Genomic DNA, 4,329 nt, shown 5'->3' on the forward strand with positions numbered 1-4,329 from the left:
GGCCGGCCGTGCCCGGTCCTCGAGTTCGTGGTAGCCGATGTGGTTGAGCGCCTTGACCACGGTCGAGCCGGTTAGCCGCCGGGCCACGATCTCGCTGCTCCCGCCGCGCTCGAAGTCGCTCAGCGCGCCGTCGCTGGCCGGCCAGTAGTTCATTGCGTCGACCACGAGCTTGCCGTCGAGCAGCGTGGGATCGATGTCACCAAAGCGGTGCAGTGGTATCGCGAGCACCACGATGTCCGCGTCGGCCACAGCGTCGCTGGCCCACCGCGGCTGCGCGCCGGGGATGATCAGCTCGGTAATGAGTGCGATGTCTTCCGGGTCGCCCGAGGTGGCGATGGCCACCGGGTATCCGGCCTTGATGGCCAGCCGGGCGATGACCGGCCCGACGTGGCCCGCGCCGAGCACCGCGAGCCTGCTTGATGCCCTCATCAGAACCCGACCACCTGGCGGATGAGAACGATGTGGATACGGCCGGGCAGTTCCTGGTGGATCTCCAGGATCTTTCCCACCGAACTGTGTTGCCCGTAGGCTGCGATCGCGCGTGCGTCTTCCAGTACCAGGCTGTGCTGGTAGATCCGCTCGTGCGCGGCCGTCAAGGTGGGGACGAGCTTCTGCGCGCCGACGACGAAGATGACGTTGGCGGCGCCCCAGGCGTAGGAGGCGAGCTGGCTCCCAGAGGCCGACGCGATGACAAGCGTCCCGTCGCGGGTGATCGCGTGGACACTGCCGAGAGCGTAGTCCGGCTGGCTGCCCATCGCTTTCATCTCTTGCGACTGGGTTGCGAAGTCGAGCGCGAACATCTTGTTGCGCGCCGAGTCGTAGGGCCCGCCGTCGTTGATCGCGTCCGCGATGCCGGTCTCGGCCAGCGTCACCGAGGTGTTGGTCATCACCGACGCGCCGTGCGGGATGTGATCGAGGACGGCCTTGCGTGCGGCATCGAGGTCGTCGACGACTTCCGCGCTGAACCCGTGCTCTTCTAGAGCGGTGACGGTCGCCGCGATCATCGGCTCGTCGGGCAGCGTGGTGAAGCGGTCTGGTGTCGTGATCGTGCTCATCGGCTGGTCCTTCCTCGGCGGTAGTGCATACTGGAAACGTAACCGGACTTTACCCCGCTTATATTCCGGCCGTAGGGTGGGACCCATGAACCAGCCCGTGACCTGGGGACCGCCACGCGCCGAGCGCGCCGACGCCGCCCGCAACCGGCGGCTTTTGCTGGTCACGGCGCGCGAGATAATCGCCGGGCAGGGGGCCGCCCAGCTGACCATGGACGGGCTGGCCGAACTCGCAGGCCTGGGCAAGGGAACGGTGTTCCGCCGGTTCGGCACCCGGGCGGGGATCTTCGCCGCGCTGCTGGATGACGACGAGCGCGCCTTCCAGGAGCAGGTGCTCGCCGGACCCCCGCCACTTGGCCCTGGCGCCCCGCCGCTGGACCGCCTGATCGCCTACGGCCGGGCGAGGATCGACTTCCTGATCGGGCACCGCGAGATCGCTCGCGCCGCACTCGACGGCAGGGAGCAGGTACCAGCCGGATCGCAGACGCCCATGTCGCGGGAACACATCCGGTTCCTGCTCGGGGAGATGAGCCTCGCCGCCGCCGACCTGGACGTCCTGGCCACCCAGCTGACCGCGGCCCTGGACGGCCCGCTGCTGCTCTACCTGTCCTCCGCCATCCTCACCCAGGCCGCCCCGCAAGTCTCCGAACGCCTCGGCCTAGGCTGGCAGGACCTGATCCAGCGCGTCTGCCGGCCACGATGAAACCACGGCCAGCGAACGCATACGTACCCGCATACCCGTGCCGGAGCCACGGCGCTCTCCGGACATCAGGCGCCCCAGGCGATGAACGTGATCAGTACCCGCCGCCGCTGCCGGATGCCGCTAAGGAACTGACTGTGGGGGTGGCGCCCGAGACCGTCATCTCGTACCACAGCCCGCCGGATAGGTTGAGCGCGTTGCCCTTGGCCTGACCGGGGGCGGTGTCCCCGACGTAGGTGTAGAGCGGATGTCCGTCGTAGGTGGCCTGCTTCGTGCCGTCTGACCTGGTGATGGTGCCCAGCGTGCCGGTGACGCCGGCGCCCGCGGTGGCGGGGCCTTTCACCGGCGGCCAGTAGGTCGAGCAGGATCCGTTGCATTTCGAGGTGGTCGACGTGTCCGGAGCGAACCAGTACAAGGTGAGGCCCTTGGAATTGGTCACTACCTTCGTCCCATTGATCGTGGCGGTCATCAGAGCCGAGCTCGAGGCCGGGGTCGACGCCGCCGCGCTACTGGCTGGCGCGGCCGGGCTGCTGCTCGAGGCAGACGAACTGCCCGAGCTCCCGCACGCGGCAACGACCAGGGCCATCGCGGCCAGGCCGGCGGCACCCCATATGTTTCGCATTCTCAGTTACCTCCCTTCATAGTGCAATAATCTAATCTCCCGTCGGGAATCACGTGCCGCCGGGCCTTCGGTTTATCTGCGCGCGGAGACCAGCGGAAACTTGCCGGGTAATGCGGGCGGACTCGATCCTGACCTATCCCCGTCAAGTCCTGTTGCGGATGCCGGTCACTGCTGACCTGGGACGAGCTGGCCGCGGCGGGCAATCAGTTCCCCGAACGCTGCCGTCCGGTTCTTGGGCATACGCGCACAGGGCATGGTTGGACTCCGGTTGCTGTGCTGGTTCTTTTCCGGACGGTGCCGGTGCGCTGCTAACGGGTGGATCTGAGGGAATTCAGACTGTCTGTGGTGCTTGATGCCAGGTAAGTGCTGTGAGGTTGGCCCGGAAGGTACCCACCGTGCTGGCAGTGTGCGAGGGGAAAACGGGGAACTGCCCCTGCTGCGGCTGGTGGGCTGGTTTCCCGGGCGGCTGTCAGCGGGAGCGGGGGTTGCCGCAGAGCTGCGGCCGTGCGAGGGCAGCGGTCAAGACGATGGCCACTCCGTGATCTTGGCCGCCCACCCCCGTGTGGGATGACGGTGCCTGAACGTCCGGGCTGGCTTCTGTCCAGCACCGTGTGGCCGCACTTCGCGGCTGCCGGAAGATGGCCGTCACCGGATCCGGCCTCGTATTATCCGGCTGGCCGGTTGGCGGTGACAGCCCAGAGCGGGGCGAGGCCCGCCGCCAGGGAGATGATCCTATTCTTCGATGGCCCCGCCGATGCGCCGCAGATGCCGCCGGAAGGTGTATGACGGGTCAGCGGCGCGCCGGGCCCAGGTAGTCATCGAAAGCGGTCTGTTGGCGCAGTGTCTGGCCCTCCCGGATCCGGCGAGCCTGGTCCCGCTCGCTCTGCCAGATCTGGTGCGCGGTGACCAGCACCTGCTCGGCGCGCTGTGCCGCGACGAACAACACCCCGTCGTCATCGGCGAAGACGATGTCACTGGCGCTGACCAGGTGCGGCCCGAACCGCGCGGTGACCAGCGCCTCGGGCTCCCGCTCGTCCAGCCGCGCCGGGCCGGCCGGGTAGCTGCCGTAGCTGAAGACCGGAAGGCCGATCGCGGCCAGTTCCGGCGTGTCGCGGTGCAGGCCCCACACCACCAGAGCCGCCACACCAGCTGCCTCGGCCTCCAGCACCGCCAGGTCGCCGACGCATGCCTCGTCCGAGCGGCCGCCGTTGTCGATGACTAGCACGTCGCCGGCTTGTGCCCGGCCAAATGCCTCCAGGAACACGTCCACGCTGCCGTAGTGCCGCACTGGCAGCACCCGCCCAGCGATCCCCTGGCCGGCCACGACCGGCCGGATTCCCGAATGGGCCGACCGCAGCGGAACACCGCAGCGCAGGCAGGCATCGGCCACCAGCGGTGTGGACAGATCCGCGAACGCCTCCAGCATGGCGACCTCCCCGGTCCAGCACCCGGCGCGGGCCGCGCGCGTGCGGGCCGGTGCCATGATCATAGTGCCGCCCGGACAGCAGCCATCTGTGCCAGCCGACGGCCAGAAGCCACTCCATGTGATTACCCGATCAAGAAGGCGTGACGAACAACTATCCGCCGCAATGCGCTGCCTGAGCCTTGCGTGTTCAACCGATCGGCCGCTCTCAGATGCGACATTCGGCGAGCTTGCAGGGTAAGCGGTCAGCTCTCGGACCAGCATTGGGTATCCCACGTACCCGACGGATGGGGGCAGTCCTTACGGATGACTCGTCCGCGCGTTTTGGGGCACCCTTCGGGACCTACGCGATCGAGCCGTCCCTCCGCAGAATGGTCTGTCGCGGGACGATCCAACCGCTTGAGGCAACGAGGATTCGGCCTTCTGGTCCAGAATGATCGCCTCCGTGACCCGGCCATCTGGGGGCACTTCGGTGTGGCGATCTGTTGTGTCAGTTTAGATTGACAGATCAAGGATGTCAGTCTAAACTGAC

General features: G+C 67.5%; 6 protein-coding genes. 2 read left to right on the plus strand and 4 right to left on the minus strand.

The annotated features are described in order from the left end of the window. Together WA805_RS16220 and WA805_RS16225 are read right to left on the minus strand one after the other, a co-directional pair. Positions 1-429: NADPH-dependent F420 reductase (locus WA805_RS16220; protein WP_425242749.1), on the minus strand; the 429-nt coding region annotated here is incomplete at its 3' end. Further along, the gene (locus WA805_RS16225) at positions 429-1,055 is read right to left on the minus strand and encodes an LUD domain-containing protein (protein ID WP_422289345.1); all 627 of its coding nucleotides are present in this window, start codon (positions 1,053-1,055) and stop codon (positions 429-431) included. The genes WA805_RS16220 and WA805_RS16225, both read right to left, overlap by 1 nt. 85 nt (positions 1,056-1,140) lie before the next feature. Between WA805_RS16225 and WA805_RS16230 the strand changes: the two genes are divergently transcribed. After that, entirely contained in the window at positions 1,141-1,755 is a 615-nt protein-coding gene (locus WA805_RS16230; protein ID WP_422289344.1) for a TetR/AcrR family transcriptional regulator, read from the plus strand. Between the two features lie 91 nt (positions 1,756-1,846). Here the strand turns inward: WA805_RS16230 and WA805_RS16235 are convergent, their stop codons facing one another. Then, positions 1,847-2,191: a hypothetical protein gene (locus tag WA805_RS16235; RefSeq protein ID WP_422289342.1), complete on the minus strand. Its 345-nt coding sequence runs from the start codon at positions 2,189-2,191 to the stop codon at positions 1,847-1,849. A gap of 19 nt (positions 2,192-2,210) precedes the next feature. On the opposite strand from WA805_RS16235, the gene WA805_RS16240 reads away from it, so the two are divergent. Continuing rightward, on the plus strand, positions 2,211-2,396 hold the full coding sequence (locus WA805_RS16240) for a hypothetical protein (RefSeq protein WP_422339392.1): 186 nt from the start codon (positions 2,211-2,213) through the stop codon (positions 2,394-2,396). A gap of 768 nt (positions 2,397-3,164) precedes the next feature. On the opposite strand, the gene WA805_RS16245 is transcribed toward WA805_RS16240, so the two are convergent. Further along, positions 3,165-3,857: an RraA family protein gene (locus tag WA805_RS16245; RefSeq protein WP_425242750.1), complete on the minus strand. Its 693-nt coding sequence runs from the start codon at positions 3,855-3,857 to the stop codon at positions 3,165-3,167. Between the last annotated feature and the right edge of the window lie 472 nt (positions 3,858-4,329).

It is taken from the genome of Trebonia sp. (genome assembly GCF_049794275.1).
GTDB lineage: Bacteria > Actinomycetota > Actinomycetes > Streptosporangiales > Streptosporangiaceae > Trebonia.